Raw genomic sequence first — 16,400 nt, 5'->3', positions numbered from 1 at the left:
CGGGTCGTTCATGTGGTGAAGTGGACGAACTGCGCGCACGGCGCTAGCGCCGCTTGGACTGCTTCTTCCGCTCCGCGAGAAGAGTGGAGTTGTTGGCGAGGTGCTTGCGCATCGCCGCACGGGCCCGGTCCGGGTCACGCGCCACGAGCGCTTCGTAGATCTCCGTGTGGTCGGCGGTGGCCTTGCACAACGCGGCCGGCGCCTCGTTGGTGATGCGCCTGCTGGCCGTGCCGAGCCAGCGGGCCGAGTACATGATCCGGTCCAGGATGCGGTTGTCCGCCGCCCGGCAGATCTCCATGTGGAACTCGTGGTCGACCTCGAGGTAGGCGTTGGGATCGCCTTCGAGCGCCGCCATGCGGCCGATCTCGCCCCGCATCCGTTCCAGCGCCTCGTCGGTGACGATGGCCGCGGCCATCGCGGCGAGCTCGGGTTCGAGCAGCATGCGCATCTGGTCGAGCTCCTGCAGCAGCTCGCCGACGACCTCGGCGGGCAGCCACTCGACCAGCAACGGGCTCAGGTAGTCCCACTCCGCAGGGGGACGCACGGTGACCCGGCGACCCTGCGCCACGTCGACGATGTCCAGTGACGCCAACACCTTGAGCGTCTCGCGCGCCACCACGCGCGACACCCCGAACTCCCGCGAGATGTCGAGCTCCGACGGCCCCCGGCCGTCCTGCATCTCACCGCTGACGATGCGCCGGGTGAGGTGTGCGGCCACCTGCACCGGCAGAGTGCGGACCTTGACAACGTCCGGAGACTCTTGTCCCCTTTGCATGTCATCAGCTTATAGGACAAGTTGGTGCCAGCGACAGACCGTTCCCCTGCACCACCCGGAGACGGGAGAGCAATGCGGATCGTGAACGTCACCACGGCGGTGGTCGCCTACCACGGCGAGGCCACGCTCATCCGGATCGACACCGACGAAGGCCTCAGCGGGTTCGGCGAGGCCAATCCCGACGCCGGCGCGGGCGGCGTCGTCGGGATGATCAGGTTCCTGACTCCCCTGCTGATCGGCGAGGACCCGCGCAACGTCGAGCGGTGCTGGGAGAAACTGAGGCGCGGCAAGGTCTTCGCGGGACCGCAGGGCGGGGTGTTCGTGATCGCGCTGTCCGGGATCGAGCTCGCGCTGTGGGACCTCGCGGGCAAGGCCGCGGGCCAGCCGGTGCACCGGCTGCTCGGCGGCAAGTTCCGCGACCGGATCCGCCTCTACGCCGACTGCGGCGACGGCGACGACCCGGCGGGCTCGGTCGCGGGCTGCGTCGACCGGGCCCAGCGGATGGTCGCCGAGGGCTTCACCGCCATCAAGTTCGACATCGACGACCTGCGCCACCCGGCGAAGTTCGACGACTTCAACCACACGATCAACAACGCCGAGCTGCGGTCGATGGTCGCGCGCGTGGCCGCCGTCCGCGAGGCGATCGGGCCGGACGTCGACCTGGCCATCGACCTGCACGCGCGCTACGACGTGCCGAGCGCGTGCCGGATCGCCTGGGAGCTCGAACCGTTCGGCCTGATGTGGCTGGAGGAACCGCTGCCGGCGGAGAACGTCGACGCGCTCGTCCGGGTGCGGGAGCAGACCCGCACGCCGATCTGCGCGGGCGAGAACCTCTACCTGCGGTGGGGTTTCCGCGAACTGCTCGAACGCGGAGCCGTGGACGTGATCGAGCCGGACGTGCCGAAGTGCGGCGGCCTGGCGGAGGCCAAGAAGATCGCCAACCTCGCCGAGATGCACTACATCCCGTTCGCGCCCCACCTGGTGTCGACGCCGCTGGGCACGATGGCCACGTCGCACCAGTGCGGGGCGATCCCCAACTTCTACGTCCAGGAGTGGCACGCCCTGGAGGAGCGGGAGGTGTGGGACAGCTACGTCCACGCCCCGGACGGCAGCGGCTCGATCGTGAAGGACGGCTACATCACGCTGCCGGACACCCCCGGCATCGGCGTGGAGCTCGACATGGACGGCGTGCGCGCCCACGCGGTCGAGGGCTACGGGGTGTTCGAGTAGGCGGTGGAGGCCAGTCATCCGCGCACCGCGCGACCGTCGTGATCACGGTCATCCGACGGGCGCTGCCGGCGGCCTCCTCCCCCGACGATGGTCCCCATCACCTCCGAGGCCACGGGAGCCGGACATGTCCAACAAGGAACTCCTCCGCACCGCCATGCGCGAACTGTTCGAGGAGAAGGACGTCACCGCACTCGACCGCTACTGGGCGGAGCCCTACGTGCAGCACAGCCCCAACCTGCCCAACGGTCTCGACGGCCTGCGCGCGGCGGTGCCGTCGCTCACCGGCTTCAGCTGGAACCCGGAGCGGATCTTCGAGGACGGCGACTTCGTGATCGCGCACAGCAGGGTCAGCGGCTGGCTGCCGGAGGGCGACGCGGCGATCGTCGACATCTTCCGGTTCGAGAACGGCCGCATCGTCGAGCACTGGGACGTCGTGCAGCCCTACGTCCCCGCCGAGCGGACCGTCAGCGGCAACCCGATGGTCTGACCGGGGGCCGGCTCCCTCCGCCGCGGGAGCCGGCCTGTTCCGGGTGGTCAGCGTTGCAGGGTCAGCAGGCCCGGCCGGTACGGCAACAGGCCGTAGTCGCCGCCCGAGCTCGGGTTGCGGCCCTGGTAGAGCAGCTGCAGGTTGCACGGGTCGACGGTCTTGGTCTGGTCGGGGTTGGCGCGGACCAGGTCGCCGTGGCTGATGTCGTTGGTCCAGGTGGCGCCGCTGTTCGCCTTGCCGGCGAAGGGATTTCCCTCGGTGGCGGCCTGCGGTGTCCAGGAACCGCCGAGGCTGCTGGAGGTGAACGAGCGGAAGTAGCGGCCGTTGCTCCCCATCGCCTCGACGATCATGAGGTACTGGTTCTGGCCCTGCACCTTGTAGACCTCGACGGCCTCGAACAGGTTCGCCGTGGTGTCGCTCATGATCTGCGTCCACGACGAGCCGAAGCTGCCCGGGAAGTTCCCGATCGGCATGGTGGCCCGGTAGATCTTCCCGTTGTCACCGGCGAAGAACAGGTACATGGTCGTGTCGTCGCCGATGAGCGTCTGGTCGATCGGGCCCGTGCCGGAGTCGGGGATGCGCCCGGTGAAGAGGGTCTGCGGCTGGGACCAGCCGTTGGCGTTCGCCGGGTCGTTCGACGTGCGGTAGCTGAAGGTCGTGGGACCCCACTGGTAGGTCAGCACCCAGATGTTCTTGGGTGCGAAGTAGAACAGCGTGGGGGCGACCGCGCCGGTGGACATGGCGTTCTGGCTCGCCGAGCCCATGTCGGACCAGTTCGCGAACGTCCCGAAGTTCATCGAGCCCCACGTCGTCCCGGTGTCGTGCGTCGTCGCGTAGACGAGGTGCCTGCCGTTGTGCATGACGTGCGTGAAGTCCTTGAGCGACACCCATCCCTGCCTCGGCTGGGCCAGCGGGCCGGTCGACGACCAGCGGTAGCTGGACGGGAGCCGGCACGTGCCACCGCCACCGCTGCCGACGCGGACGAGCTGCCACTGCTGGTTGGCGCCGCCCCAGTCGCCGTACTGCACGACGTTGCCGCCGTCCGCGGTCGAGGCGCCCTGGACCTCGACGGCCTTGCCGCTGTTGCGGTTGAGCAGGCGCACGTACCCGCTGTCGGAGTCGGCGAGGCGGAACTGCTGGTTCGTGCCGTTGAGATCGCTCCACTGCACGACGGCGCCGCCGTCCGCGGTGGAGAAGTTGTGGACGTCGAGGACCTTGCCCGACAGCCGTGACCTCAGCCGGTAGTAGCCGCCGCCCGAGTCGACGAACTGCCACTGCTGCTGGTCGCCGTCGTTGCGCGCCCACTGGGTGATGCGCGCGCCGTCGTTCGTGGCGAGGTTGTAGACGTCCAGCGCCTTGCCGCTGTTGCGGTTGAGCAACACGTACCAGGCGCTCGTGTCGACGGTCGCCGCCGCCGCGGGTGTCGGGGTGGACGCCGCCACCACACCGCCGAGCAGGGCTGTCACGGCCACGATGACTCCGATCGCGCGCCGGCCTGTTCCAGGCATGAACATGCTCCTCTTCGTCGAGGCAGGAAGCCGCCGCGCGCACAGCGGTCACGTCGTGGAGAGGTCGAATGTGGCCGAGAATTCCCGTCCGGTCAAGGCGCGTCGAATGCGTTCGACGGGTGGACCGGGGGGAAGTTTCCAAACATATTTCCAAACTTTCCCGAACGGAGTACCGGCCCACTTCGCTTCCGATTTCCACAAAAGCGTCTCTCACCTCGGCGTTCGACAGTTGTTCGACATCTACCGAGATCAGGCACGGCTTGTTGGGCCCGTGCGGGTCGGCTAATACTGGCGCGGCGGACCCGGCGCAGTCCGCACGAGTTGATCGTCACCGATGTCGACCGATCCGTTTCCACCCGTGGTCACGCGGGTGCTTCTCAGAAAGCGCCGGACAATGAAGCTGACAGCGAAGTCAGCCGCACGGGTCTCCCTCGTGCCGGCTCTCGTCCTCGCCTCCGCGGCGGCCGCGGTCCTCTCCGCCGGCACGGCCAGCGGCGCCGCGTCCACCCTCGGTGCCGCCGCCCAGCAGAGCGGCCGGTACTTCGGCACGGCGGTGGCCGCGAACAAGCTCGGCGACTCGACCTACACCGGGATCCTCAACCGCGAGTTCGACATGGTCACGGCCGAGAACGAGATGAAGATGGACGCGACCGAGCCGAACCAGAACCAGTTCAGCTACGGCAACGCCGACCGGATCGTGAACCAGGCGCGGAATCAGGGCAAACGAGTCCGCGGGCACGCCCTGGCGTGGCACTCGCAGCAGCCCGGCTGGATGCAGAACATGTCCGGTTCCTCGCTGCGCAACGCGATGCTCAACCACATCACCCAGGTCGCCACCTACTACCGGGGCAAGATCTACGCCTGGGACGTCGTCAACGAGGCGTTCGCCGACGGCAGCGGCGGCGGGCGTCGCGACTCCAACCTCCAGCGCACCGGCAACGACTGGATCGAGGCGGCGTTCCGCGCGGCCCGTTCCGCCGACCCGAGCGCCAAGCTCTGCTACAACGACTACAACACCGACAACTGGTCGCACGCCAAGACCCAGGGCGTCTACCGGATGGTGCAGGACTTCAAGTCCCGCGGCGTCCCGATCGACTGCGTCGGCTTCCAGGCGCACTTCAACAGCGGCAACCCCGTGCCGTCCAACTACCACACCACCCTGCAGAACTTCGCCGCGCTCGGCGTCGACGTCCAGATCACCGAGCTCGACATCGAGGGCTCCGGCAGCTCCCAGGCCCAGCAGTACCAGGGAGTCACCCAGGCCTGCCTCGCCGTCTCCCGCTGCACCGGCATCACCGTCTGGGGCATCCGCGACAGCGACTCGTGGCGCGCCTCCGGCACCCCGCTGCTCTTCGACGGCAGCGGCAACAAGAAGGCCGCTTACACCTCGGTCCTCAACGTCCTGAACAACGGCACCGGCACCACCACGCCGACCACCACGACCACGTCCGGCAACCCCGGCGGCGGGGGCTGCACCGCGACGTACTCCGAGGGCGAGAAGTGGAGTGACCGCTTCAACGGCAACGTCACGGTGACCGGCACCGACAACTGGGTCGTCACCGTCACCGTCAGCTCGCCGCAGCGGATCATCGCCACCTGGAACACCAGCGCGACGTGGGGCTCGGCCGACGTGATGACCGCACGCCCCAACGGAAACGGCAACACGTTCGGCTTCACGATCATGCACGGCGGCAACTGGAACTGGCCCAGCCTCTCCTGCCGGGTCGGCTGACCGGCGCCGCGGACGCCGGCACCGGTCGGTGATCCGCCGCCGCGGGCGCCTGGTTGAATGCCGGCGTGCGCTACGACGAGGTCGAACAGTCCGTCCGCGATCTGGTCGCGGCCGCCGACGAGGAGCAACGGCACCGGTTCGGCGCGTCCACGGTGGTCAGGCTGACCGCGGACGGTGACCTCGCGGACGCGGCGGAATCCGAGTTCGACGACGACGCGCGGCGGGCGTTCGAGCAGGCTCGGACGGATCCGGCGGGCAGCACGCCGGAACGGTTGCGGGCGTGGCTGGGCGAGATCGACGCGGGAACGCTGTCGGACGGGGACATGGACCCCCAGCTGTTGTGGGCGCTGGAGGCGTTGGAGCACTGGGCGAGCTTCCTCGCCGGCCGCGACGCGGAGTCCGTGGTGCAGCTGGCGATCCGGTCGCTGGAGGCGGTGGACTACGAGGTGTCGGCGGCTCTGGACGACTTCCTCGCGTCGCCGGAGATGGCGGCCGAGTTCGACCGGATCCGCGGGCACCTGAGCGGGCCCTCGAACTGACCTGCCGGACGTGGCGGCTGCCACGTCCGGCACCCGCGTCACCTGGCGTTGACGAAGTCCTTGAACGCCTTGCCGGCGGAGAACTTGACGGCCTTCGACGCCGCGATCTCGATCGGCTCCCCGGTCTGCGGGTTGCGCCCGGTCCTCGCCGCGCGCTCGCCCATCGTGAAGGACCCGAATCCCGTCAGGTTCACCGTGTCGCCCTCGGCCACGGTGTTCTTGATCGTGTGCAGCATCGTGTCCAGCACCTTGGCCACGTCCGCCCTGCTCGCGTCCGCGTTCTCGGACACGAGGTCGATCAGCTCCTGCTTGTTCACGGTGACGGCCCTTCGCTCATGATCAGAACACGGAGCATTTACACATGGTGACCGCTTGAGCGCAAACGGTAGTCACCCGGTCGTGGTCAGGCCGGGAGTGCGGCCAGCTCCGCCTCGACGGCCGCGCGTTCGTCGCCGTAGAGCGGGCCCTCGAAGCGGGCCAGGGCGTAGTCGAGGCAGTGCCGCGCCTCGGCGTGCTCCCCCGCCTGGCGCCACGCCTTGCCCTCGCTCAGCGCCAGCCCGGCGGAGTCGCGGTAGCCGACGCGTTGCTCGTCGTCCAGCGCGAGGCGGGCGGCGCGGTAGCTCCCGGCGGCCTCGTGCCAGCGCGACTGGGCGGCGAAGCAGTCGCCGGCGATCGCGTACGCCATCGTCTTCGCCTTGGTCTCCATGTCGTGGTTGGTCTCGCCGCGCCGGCGGTCGATCTCGGCGAGCATCGCCTGGTGCAGCGCCAGCGCGTCGTCCAGGCGGCCCACGGTGAGCAGCGCGTAGCCGTACGGGATCGCCATCCAGATGCCGAGGTCGAAGAAGTCGAACTCCGGGGACATCTCGTACGCCGTGCGCAGGTGCGTCATGCCGTCCCCGACCTGGTGCCGCCGCAGCAGCGTCAGCCCGAGGTTGCAGTGCGCGATCATGGCGCCCCTGCGGTCGCCGATCTCGCCTGCGATGGCGATCGCGGTCTCGCTCGCGGCCTGCGCCTCGTCGTCGGCACCGGCGAGGCTGCGCAGCCAGGAGAACTGGTTGAGCATGTCCACCTCCTCCGGCCGCGCCCCGAGCACGCGGGCGGCGCGGAGCCCGGCGTCGCACACGGCACCCCAGTCGTGCTTGAGCTCGCGGCTCTGGGAGTACCTGGTCGTGCCCACGGCGAAGTCGAGCACCTCGCGGTGCCGGCCCAGGGCATCGGCCTGCTGCAGCACGGGCAGCCAGGTCGACTCCTCGCGCGTGATCCAGTCACTGGCCTCGGCCAGCGAGCAGAACGGGCTGTCCGCGGGGATCTCCCGCACCTCGGCGAAGAACAGCCTGCCCGCGGCGGCACCTCGCGTGAGCACGTGCTGGTGCAGGGCGTCGCGCAGCCCGGTGCGCACGCTCTCCGGTTCCTCCGCGAGCAGCCGCTCCTGGGCGAGCAGGCGGAGCAGGTCGTGGAACTGCAGGCGGTTCGTCCGCGGCGTGACGCTCAGCAGCGACGCCTCCAGCAGCTCGTCCAGCACGGGCCCGGCCTCGTCGAGCGACATGCCGGTGACGACGGACGCGAGCTCGTCGTCGAAGCCGGTGCCGGGGATCAGGGCCAGGCGCCGGAAAGCGGTCTGCGCGATCGGGGACAGCTGCCGCAGCGACACCTCGAAGACGGTCCTGATGCGCAGGTCGCCCGCGGCGAGCGAGTCGAGCCGCGCGCTCTCGTCGCGCAGCTCGGTCACCAGCCGCGACATCGGCCGGTCGCCCCCCGCGAGCCTGTTCCCGGCGATCCGCACGGCCAGCGGCAGGTTGCCGCACAGGGCGGCCAGCGCGCTGGCGGCCTCCGGCTCGTCGCGGACGCGGTCGTCGCCGACGATCGACGCGATCAGGTCGACCGCGCCCTCCTCCGACAACGCGTCGAGCACCAGCCACCGCGCCGCCTCGAGCCCCGCGAGCGTCCGGCGGCAGGTGACGATGGTCGCGCTGCCGGGACCGGCGCCGAGCAACGGCCGCACGTGCGCCTCGTTCGCGGCGTTGTCGAGCACCACGAGCATGCGCCGCTCGCGCACCAGGGTCCGGAAGAGCGCGCCGCGCATCTCGGTGTCCGCCGGGATGCGGGCCGCCGGCACGCCCAGCGTCGTCAGCAGGCGGTCCAGCGCGGCACCGACGCTCACCGGCCGGTCGTCGCCGCCGCGCAGGTCGATTCCCACGCAGCCGTCCGGGAACCGCTCGCCGAACCGCCGGATGGCGGCGACCGCGAGCGACGTCTTGCCCACGCCGGGCGGACCGGAGACGACCACGACGCCGCCGGCCGCGGTCTCGCGCGCCAGCACGTCCAGCTCGGTCTCCCTGCCCACCAGGTCGGGCAGGTCCGGCAGGTCGTGCAGCAGCGTCGTGTCCCCGGCGCGCCCCGACCGGCGCCTGCCCTGTTCGGCCTGGCGCAGGAAGGACGCCCGTTCGTCGCCGGTCAGCCCGAACGCGGTGGCGAGCAGTTCCGCCGACCGTTCCTGGGCCGAGGACGCCCGTCCCCGTTCGAGATCGCGCAGCGCCCGCACGCTCAGGCCCGACAACGCCGCCAGTTCCTCCTGGGTCAGGCGTGCTCTCGTGCGGTAGCCCAACACACTCGCGCCAAAAGAAGGCCGAGCCGACCCCAGCATCCGCGGTACCTCCACCAGCAGCCCAGTTCACCGTCGCGCGGCAAGGTTCTCACGGCGGTTCCCGGTCCGGCGCGCCGCGACGGGCGGGGCGCCGGAGCGACGCCCCGCCTGCGCTCACAGCGCCGGGGTGGCGGCCCAGCAGTTCTGCGGCGTGCCGAAGGTGATCACGCTGCCGCCCCTGCTCGGCCGCACGGAGGCGGCCGTCACCAGGAACACGGCGGGGTAGACGTGGCCGAACACGTGGATCTTCTCGACGCGCGTGCTGGTGCCCAGCGGCAGGTTGATGCACCGGCCACTCGGCACGATGACCGAGCGCGCGCCGCCGCGTTCCGGGAACTCGACGTCGGTCGAGTAGGTGCCCTTCGAGCAGATCTGCAGCACACCCGCGGCCGCCGAGGCGGGCGCGGCGGCGACGAGGCCACCGCCCACCGCGACGACGGAGGCGAGCGCGACCGCAGCGCCCGCGCGCTTCAGCGCCTTGATCGGAAGCTTCATGAACAGTGATCCGTTCCGTCTCGGTTTCGTCGGACACCGCGAACCGTAGCGACGCGATCACGCAAACCGCTGTGCCCCAAGGGCTTCCGACCCGAACGCACCGGGCGGACTTCCCGTTCTCCCGCACGGCAGGGCCGATCCTCCCGACGAACGGGCAACGAGGTTTGCCGCCGGGGTGACGCCGCCGAGATGCTCGCCGCGGACACCCCACGCACACCCCCCACGCGCACAAGGAGAAGGCATGTTCCGCACGTTCGCGACGGCGGCCGCGCTCGTCGCCGCCACGGTCACCCTCGCCACCCCGGCGGCGCTCGCGGCCGGTCCCGGCCAGGGCAGCGGGGCGCCGGGCACGACCCAGCCGGTGCAGGCCAACCCGCCGAAGAACACCACCCCGTACTACTACGCCTGGTACCCAACCGCCGCGTCCGCCGACTCGGTGGGCAAGGCGATGAGGAGCCAGGGCAAGTGGCGGCAGTACGCGATCCAGACCGTCCGAAGTGGACCGAACGTCTACTTCTACCTCTGGTTCGGCCTCTGAGCCGCGTTTCTTGGAACGACGGCGGCGCCGCCGGTCCGCGTGACCGGCGGCGCCGTCGTCGTTGCTGCGCAGGGGAAGGCCGGCATCGCGCTGGCTGGGGTCGTTGCCGCGCGAAGAGAAGGGCGACCACGCCGGGCCGCCCTCCCTCAGCCGCCTCCTCAGCCGACCGCCGCGAGCCCGCCGTCCCGCGACGGCATCCCCGCCAGCGCCACCGCGTGCAGGTCGGCCGCCGCGAGCGTGCGAGAGGCGGCCGTCGTCGCGAGCCGGTGCGCCATCCGGTGCGCGTCCCACGCGGTGCGGTCTCCGTTGCCGGACAACAGGTTCCGCAACGCCTCCCGCACGTCCGGCGGCACCTCGTGCCCGCACCGGGCCAGCCGCCGCACGGCCAGTGCGGTCAGGTCGTCCACGTCGTAGTCGGCGAAGTCCCAGCGCTGGGCGAAGCACTCGTTCAGCACCGGCGAGAGCGCGGCCAGGGCGGCGGGTTCGCCCGCCAGCAGCACCACGACTCCGGTGTTGCGCGACACGGCCTCCGCCAGCGCGTCCACGAGTTCGGCGCGCAGTTCGGGCGAGTCGCTCGCCCACGGGCCGTCGGCGTCGAGCAGCAGCACGCCGCCGTCCGCGTCCTCGAACGCCGTGGCGACGAGGCTCACGGCCTGGCCTGGCCAGCGCGGGCACAGGTCGCGGCCGACCGCCAGGCGGGTGACGTGGCCGCTGCCGACCAGCCCCAGCTCGGCGAGGCTCTGCGCGTACAGCGTCGCGACCGCGCGCCTGCCCGTGCCGCGGCGGCCGGACAGCACGACGTTCGCCTGCCGGCCCAGCCCCTTGTTGCGCGCCCGCAGGCCGCAGAGTCCCACCAGCGTGCGGCCGGCGGCCTCGCGCACGTCGTCGAGGCCGTGCAGGCCGGAGAACCGGCGCCAGCCCGCCGTGGCACCGACCGCGGCGACCGGGTCGGTGTTCGCGTCGGGTGCCGCCGCGCGCGGAGCGGCCTCGCCGAGGGAGGCCAGCTCGCCGACGAGGTCCTCCGCCGTGAGCCGGTTCAGCTCGGTGTCCTTCTCCGGCGGGCGCAGGGCGAGCCGGGAGGCCTGCGTGCTCACCATCGCCTCGAACAGCTTGCGCGCGACGCGGCCGTTGCCGAACGTGTCGTTCTTCGGCACGCGGTCGAAGTAGCCGGTCAGCGCGTCGACCGCGTCGTCGGTCAGCTCGTAGTAGTGCTTGCGGCACAGGTTGGTCGTGATGGTGACGAGCTCGTCGACGGTGTAGTTCGGGAACTCCACGGACTTCGAGAACCGCGACGCCATGCCGGGGTTCGAGGCGAGGAACCGCTCCATCAGCTCGGAGTAGCCCGCGACGATCACCACGATCTCGTCGCGGTGGTCCTCCATCATCTTCATCAGCGTGTCGATGGCCTCCTGGCCGAAGTCGGGGCCGCTGCCGCCGGACTGGCTGGAGAGCGTGTACGCCTCGTCGATGAACAGCACGCCGCCCATCGCCTTGGTGACGACCTCGGCGGTCTTGATGGCCGTGGACCCGATGTACTGGCCCACCAGGTCCGCGCGCGCCACCTCGACCATGTGGCCGCGGGCGAGGATGCCGAGCTCGGCGAGCACCGAGCCGTAGAGCCGGGCGACGGTGGTCTTGCCGGTGCCGGGAGGTCCGGCGAACACGAGGTGGCGCGACATGGGCGGCATCGGCAGGCCCATCGCCTGGCGCCGCTGGGTCATCTTGATCAGGTTGATCAGGCCGAGGACCTCGCGCTTCACGCCGTCGAGGCCGATCAGCGCGTCGAGATCGGCGAGCGGTCCCTCCAGGCGCGTGCCCATCGCGCCGCCGAGCGACTGCGGCTCGTCGTGCTCCCGCGGCTCGGCCGGGGCCTGCTGCTCCCCCGTCACGATGCCGGTGACGGACAGCCGTTCGTGCTCGACGGCCGTGCGCACCGAGCTGCCGCCGTTGCCCGTGACCGTGCACTCCGCGACGACGGCGTCCTCCTCGGTGTCGAGCAGCACGCCGTCGCCCGCGCTGCCGGTCACCTCGCAGCCGCGCACCTCGCCGCGCGACCCGCTGAGCAGGTGCACGCCGTGCCGGCGGGCCGACCGCACCCGGCAGCGCGTCACCCGCACGACCGCGCCGGGGCCCGCGCTGACGCCGTCCGCGGCCGGTTCGGAGATCTCGCTGTCCTGAATGGACAGTTCAGCCGCCTCGACCCGCACGCCACCACCGTTGAGCGACACCGAGGTGAACTCACCGCGCGCACCACCCTCCACAGTGGCCAGATGGGCCGCGGAACCGCTGAGGCGCGTGTCGGTCACCTCGCCGTGCGCCCCGTCCGAGAGCCGCAGCGCGACCCCGTCCGGCACCTCGACCACGGCGTCGGCGAGCACCAGCCGCGACCTGCCCCGCACCAGCACGGCAGGCCCGGACGCCGCCTCGGCGCGCAGCCCGCGCAGCAGCACGTCCGCCTCGCCGTCGACGAGCAGCACGCCCTCGGACGTGCCGGTCACCCCGAGCGAGGCGAACTCGGGCCGCGCGCCGCCGTCGACGAACGCGCCCAGCGGGCTGCCGTCGATCCGGCAGTCCTCGAACACGGGCGCGGACCCGCTGGTGACGTAGACGGCGTTGCGGCCGGCCGAGCTGAACCGGCAGCCGCGCAGCCGTGGCGCCGACCCGCCGGCGACGTGCACGGACTGCACGCCGGCGCCGGTGAACGTGGAGCCGGAGACGGTCACCTCGCCTGTGCTGCGCACGTACAGGTCCAGGCTCGCGCTCTGCCGCACGGTGGCCTCGCGGATCTCGGCGCCCGCGTCCTGCTCCACCACCAGCGCGGGTTTCGCGGTGTCCACGAACTCGCAGTTCTCGACCACGGCGTGCGCGCGGCCGTTGACGCAGACGCCGTTGCCGCCCGCGTTGCGGACCACGACGCGGCGGAGCACGAGCGACCCGTTCTCGGTGACGACGACGGCGGTCGAGGCCACGTCGTCGATCTCGCAGTTCTCCGCGGTGCTCGGCAACGGCGACGTCACCACCACGCCCACGCCACCGGTGTTGGTGATCCGGCAGCCGCGCAGCACCACGCATCCCTCGCCGCGCGCGAGGACCGCCGCCCACGCGGCCCCGGACACGCGGCAGTCGTCGAGCGCGACCTCGCCCTGCCGGACGTCCAGCGCGGCGAGGGTCGTGTCGTGCCCGGTCAGCACGAGGCCGGAGAACTGGGCGGCGGCCGCGGCGACCACGACGACGCTGCCGGTGCGCGCGACCACCTCGACCGTGCCGGGCCCGTCCTCCGCGGTGATCGTGACCATCCGCCCCACCACGAGGTTCTCCTCGTAGCGGCCGGGCAGCACGCTGATCGTGGCGCCGTCGGCCGCGTCCCGCAGTGCCGCGCCGATCGTGGGGTACGCCCCCTGCCGGTCGGCCGCGACCACCAGCAGCTGACGACTCATCGTTCCTCCTCCGGTGTGCGGACCAGCCCGGGCAGCGTGCCGAACCGGGACGCGGCGGCCGCCGGCACCCGGACCTCGCCAGAGGCCCAGGTCTCGAGGCTCCGCCGCAACGTGTTGACGGCGAGCTCGTCGAGCGACGCCCGGTTGCCGTCGACCCGCCCGCTCTCGTCGATCTCGCCCGCCGCGAGCTCGCGCACCAGCACGAGCCCGCGCCTGCCCTGCCCCGGCGGGGACAGGTCGAGCACCTTGAAGCTCGTGCCGGGCACGAACAACACGCGGTCGGCGACCCCGTGCTCCTCAGGTTCGAGCAGCCGCGTGCGGCGCGCCGTCATCGACCACAGCAACACGTCGGTCTCGTTCTCCTTCCGCTGCGCCGCACAAGGTGTCGTCAGCGCGTGCACGAACCCCCACTCCGTGAAGTAGCGGCGGGCCCGGTACAGCTCCCACTCGCGGTCCGTCGGCGAGGCCGAGAACACCGCCGCGCCGCGATGCGACGGCAGGCGGCTGAGGCCGGACACGACGCAGCGCGCGAACGGCACGTGCGGGCCGACCCGGCCGGAGCGCAGCGAGAGGTCGAGGCCGTCGCCCTGGCCGGAGAGGTAGAGGCGGATGGCGGCCGCGTCGGTCAGCACGCCGCCGGAGGAGCGGTCCAGCGCGCCCTGGAAGCTCGGCGACTCCGAGAGGACGCGGGAGACCGAGTTGGCGACGGAGGTGTACTCGCGGCTGAGGGCGCGGCGCAGCCAGGAGCGTTCCTCGTCGATGCCGCGGGTGGGGAGGAGGGCCGCGGCGGCGCTTTCGGGGGTGGGCTGGACCGAGGTGCTGGGTGGGGCGGGGGTTGGTGGGGCGGCGGCGGGTGGAGCGGAGGTGGGTGGAGCGGAGGTGGGTCGCGCCGGGGTGGGTGGGGTGGGAGTGGGTGAGACAGAGGTGGGCAGCGCCGAGGTGGGTGGGGCCGAGGTGGGCGGGGCGGGAGTGGGTGAGACGGAGGTGAGCGGCGCCGAGGCGGGCGGCGCCGGAGTGGGCGGCGCCGGAGTGGGCGGCGCCGGAGTGGGCGGCGCCGGAGTGGGCGGCGCCGGAGTGGGCGGCGCCGGAGTGGGCGGCGCCGGAGTGGGCGGCGCCGGAGTGGGCGGCGGCGGGGTGGGTGGGGCCGCGGCCTCAGACGTGGAAGGGGTGGCGGACAGGGACGTGGTGGGTGGCGCCGGGGTGGGTCCGGCTGAGGTGAGTGAGGCCCAGCCGGATGGGGCCGAACCGGGTCCGGCGGAGGTGAGCGGGGCCGGAGTGGGCGGGGCGGAGGTGGCGGTGTGCGAGGCGGGTGGAGTCGGGGCCTCGGTTGTGGACGAGGTGGCGGACCGTTGGCGCGTCACGGGTTCAGCGGCCGGCGTCGCGAACGGGTCGCTTGGCACGACCGGCGCCTCTGCGGCGAACGGGTCCGCCGGGGCCACCGTCGCGATCAGGCTCGGCGGCGCGACAGGCACCTCGTGCGGCGCTGTCCCGCCGATCACCCCGTCGAACTCCAGCGGGTCGAACCCCAGCGGGTCGGACTCCAGCGGGTCGGACTCCAGCGGTGCGAGCGCGGCGCTCTCCCCCGCACCCGCCACCGAAGCCGGCCCGGCAACCGTGCCCAGCCCGGCAACCGCCATCGGCCCCGCAACCGTCGCCACCGGCCTCATCACCACCGTGTCCGCCAGCGCGTCAGCGGAAGGCCTGCCCGGCGCGGCCTCCGCGGTGCCCCGCGCGGTCTCCACGCTGCCCAGCGCGCGTCCCGCCTGCACTCGGTGGCGCACCAGCGAGTCCGCCCGCACCACCTCGCTCAGCGCCCGCGTCATCGGGTCGAGGCGGCCGAACACGTCGTCGGCCAGGTCGCGCAGGTGTTCGTCGTCGTCGAACAGCACCAGGTGCCTGCTCGCGTCCGGTTCGGTGGCGCGGACGGCGGCGGCGTGGCCCACCTCGTGCGGCGGGCGCAGCCAGAGGCCCGACTGCACGACCTCCAGCACGGCGTGCGCCGAGTAGCGGTAGACGGCGGGTTCGACCTCGTCCACGCCGTAGAACGGTTCGCGGTAGGCGACCAGGGCCGGTGGTGGCGCGGGTTCTCCAGGCCGCGCCGGGACGTAGCTCACCTCCTCGGCGAACGCGCGCCAGCCCAGCGCCCCGTCGGTGCGCAGCGCGTAGACGTCCGGGTCGTGGCGGGCGCCGACCGGCAGGCCGGTGTAGCAGGTGACCTCGGTGCCCAGGGCGTCGGCGACGCTTTGGCCGTACGGGCCGGGCGTGGCGATCGGGCCGTACGCGACCATGCGGACCTTCTCCCGCAACGGGTCGGGCAGCCAGCTCCAGAACCGCGCCACGTCGTGCATCGTCACAGCCGTCGCGCCGGGGCAGCCCAGCACGACCACGCACACGTCGGGCTGGCACGGCAGGGTTTCGACCAGACGGCCGCGATGCGGTCCGAGCACGCTCTCCGGGCCGCGCGGCCGCAGCCACGCGCCGCCCGGCACCGGTTCGGCGACGGCACCGGCGCTCGTCGGCATGACCTCCACGAGCGAGGAGACCTCGTCCCACGACGGCCTGGGGAACCGCTTCCCGTCGAGCTCCGGGGTGCGGCCGGGCTGGAAGCGCCGCCAGCCCGTGCCCCAGCCGGAGTCGACGAACAGGGTGCCGTCCGCGCCGGGCAGCACCGCGCCGTCGGGGGCGATCACGGTGCGGCCCAGGCGTTCGGAGAGCCACTGGCCCGCGAGCGCGGTGGTCTCGCGCGGCCGGCCGCTGATCACCAGGCGCAGCCCGCGGCGCTTGCGGGGCAACAGCTTCGCCGCCGCCTCCCACACCGCCATCGAGCTGTCCGGCGGCAGGTCGACCACGACCAGCTCGTGTTCCGGGTCCGCGGCGAGGCCCAGCGCCAGGTCGCGGATCTCGTTGCGCAGCGCGTGCCTCGGGTGGACGACGAGAGCGTTGCCGATCGTGTGGCCGATCATCTCCCGGTCCTCGCCGCGGCGGTGCTCCCGGCGCCTCGTCAGCAGGGTCATC

At 72.2% G+C, this 16,400-nt stretch carries 12 protein-coding genes; 5 read left to right on the top strand and 7 right to left on the bottom strand.

Annotation, left to right across the window (positions count from 1 at the left end; genetic code table 11):
* Nucleotides 1-43: 43 nt before the first annotated feature.
* Nucleotides 44-775, bottom strand: coding sequence for a FadR/GntR family transcriptional regulator (locus tag ACQEU1_RS03225; protein WP_433196026.1), 732 nt, complete (start codon nucleotides 773-775; stop codon nucleotides 44-46).
* Nucleotides 776-847: 72 nt separating this feature from the next.
* Between ACQEU1_RS03225 and ACQEU1_RS03220 the strand changes: the two genes are divergently transcribed.
* Both ACQEU1_RS03220 and ACQEU1_RS03215 read left to right on the top strand, forming a co-directional pair.
* A complete protein-coding gene (locus ACQEU1_RS03220) occupies nucleotides 848-2,005 on the top strand; it encodes a mandelate racemase/muconate lactonizing enzyme family protein (protein WP_433196024.1) in 1,158 nt (385 codons plus the stop codon).
* A 124-nt stretch (nucleotides 2,006-2,129) separates the two neighbouring features.
* A complete protein-coding gene (locus tag ACQEU1_RS03215; protein WP_433196022.1) occupies nucleotides 2,130-2,492 on the top strand; it encodes a nuclear transport factor 2 family protein in 363 nt (120 codons plus the stop codon).
* A 47-nt stretch (nucleotides 2,493-2,539) separates the two neighbouring features.
* Here the strand turns inward: ACQEU1_RS03215 and ACQEU1_RS03210 are convergent, their stop codons facing one another.
* Nucleotides 2,540-4,000, bottom strand: a complete 1,461-nt coding sequence (locus tag ACQEU1_RS03210; protein ID WP_433196020.1) for a non-reducing end alpha-L-arabinofuranosidase family hydrolase — start codon at nucleotides 3,998-4,000, stop codon at nucleotides 2,540-2,542.
* A gap of 394 nt (nucleotides 4,001-4,394) precedes the next feature.
* Between ACQEU1_RS03210 and ACQEU1_RS03205 the strand changes: the two genes are divergently transcribed.
* Complete coding sequence (locus tag ACQEU1_RS03205; RefSeq protein WP_433196018.1) at nucleotides 4,395-5,732, top strand: endo-1,4-beta-xylanase; 1,338 nt, start codon at nucleotides 4,395-4,397, stop codon at nucleotides 5,730-5,732.
* Nucleotides 5,733-5,797: 65 nt separating this feature from the next.
* The gene (locus ACQEU1_RS03200; RefSeq protein WP_433196016.1) at nucleotides 5,798-6,271 is read left to right on the top strand and encodes a hypothetical protein; all 474 of its coding nucleotides are present in this window, start codon (nucleotides 5,798-5,800) and stop codon (nucleotides 6,269-6,271) included.
* A 38-nt stretch (nucleotides 6,272-6,309) separates the two neighbouring features.
* On the opposite strand, the gene ACQEU1_RS03195 is transcribed toward ACQEU1_RS03200, so the two are convergent.
* The 3 genes from ACQEU1_RS03195 to ACQEU1_RS03185 form a co-directional block, all read right to left on the bottom strand.
* Nucleotides 6,310-6,588: an HU family DNA-binding protein gene (locus ACQEU1_RS03195; RefSeq protein ID WP_433196014.1), complete on the bottom strand. Its 279-nt coding sequence runs from the start codon at nucleotides 6,586-6,588 to the stop codon at nucleotides 6,310-6,312.
* A gap of 86 nt (nucleotides 6,589-6,674) precedes the next feature.
* Nucleotides 6,675-8,915 (bottom strand): NB-ARC domain-containing protein, encoded by a 2,241-nt coding sequence (locus ACQEU1_RS03190; protein ID WP_433196012.1) that lies wholly within the window; start codon nucleotides 8,913-8,915, stop codon nucleotides 6,675-6,677.
* Between the two features lie 114 nt (nucleotides 8,916-9,029).
* A complete protein-coding gene (locus tag ACQEU1_RS03185; RefSeq protein ID WP_433196010.1) occupies nucleotides 9,030-9,410 on the bottom strand; it encodes a hypothetical protein in 381 nt (126 codons plus the stop codon).
* A 241-nt stretch (nucleotides 9,411-9,651) separates the two neighbouring features.
* Here ACQEU1_RS03185 and ACQEU1_RS03180 point away from each other — a divergent pair, with 241 nt between their 5' ends.
* Nucleotides 9,652-9,948, top strand: coding sequence for a hypothetical protein (locus ACQEU1_RS03180; protein WP_433196008.1), 297 nt, complete (start codon nucleotides 9,652-9,654; stop codon nucleotides 9,946-9,948).
* A 158-nt stretch (nucleotides 9,949-10,106) separates the two neighbouring features.
* Here ACQEU1_RS03180 and ACQEU1_RS03175 read toward each other — a convergent pair whose 3' ends face one another.
* Nucleotides 10,107-13,385: a right-handed parallel beta-helix repeat-containing protein gene (locus ACQEU1_RS03175; protein WP_433196006.1), complete on the bottom strand. Its 3,279-nt coding sequence runs from the start codon at nucleotides 13,383-13,385 to the stop codon at nucleotides 10,107-10,109.
* Nucleotides 13,382-16,399 carry a hypothetical protein gene (locus ACQEU1_RS03170; protein ID WP_433196004.1) on the bottom strand — a complete coding sequence of 1,006 codons (3,018 nt, stop codon included), beginning with the start codon at nucleotides 16,397-16,399 and terminating at the stop codon, nucleotides 13,382-13,384. The genes ACQEU1_RS03175 and ACQEU1_RS03170 overlap by 4 nt, the downstream gene beginning before the upstream one ends.
* Between the last annotated feature and the right edge of the window lies 1 nt (nucleotide 16,400).

The sequence above is a fragment of the Lentzea sp. CA-135723 genome, from assembly GCF_050936595.1.
Lineage (GTDB): Bacteria > Actinomycetota > Actinomycetes > Mycobacteriales > Pseudonocardiaceae > Lentzea.
Note: the sequence above shows the minus strand (reverse complement) of the source record. Positions and strands in the feature narration are given on the sequence as shown.